General features: G+C 69.7%; 1 protein-coding gene. It reads right to left on the bottom strand.

Annotated elements, in window-relative coordinates; translation table 11 throughout:
• Nucleotides 1-383: MFS transporter (locus CDN38_RS33615; RefSeq protein WP_142361385.1), on the bottom strand; the 383-nt coding region annotated here is incomplete at both ends.

The following is a 383-nucleotide window of genomic DNA, read 5'->3' as shown; positions in this document are numbered from 1 at the left end:
GCAGGCGCCCGCTCATGCCACCAATGGCGTTGCCGCCGATGTACAGGCCCATCGCCAGGCCCAGCGCGCGGCTGTCCATTTCCTCGACCAGGTAGGTCATCGCCACCGCCGGCACACCGCTCAGCGCCAGGCCCAGCAGGGTGCGCAGCACCAGCAGCGTGGTCCAGTCGTCCACCAGCGCCGTGCTCAGCGACAGCATGGCCGAGGCCAGCAGCGCAACGATCATCAACGGGCGCCGGCCGACCGCATCGGACAACAGGCCGGCCAGCAGCATCGCCACCGCCAACGTGCCAGTGGTCAACGACAGCGACATCGCGCTGCCGGCGGCGGACACACCGAAGTGACGGCTGAACTCGGGCAGCAGCGGCTGCACCGTGTACAGC

The organism is Mycobacterium ostraviense (genome assembly GCF_002705925.1).
Taxonomy (GTDB): Bacteria; Actinomycetota; Actinomycetes; order Mycobacteriales; family Mycobacteriaceae; genus Mycobacterium; species Mycobacterium ostraviense.
The sequence above is the reverse complement of the archived record's forward strand: the minus strand, read 5'-3'. Positions and strand labels throughout refer to the sequence as shown.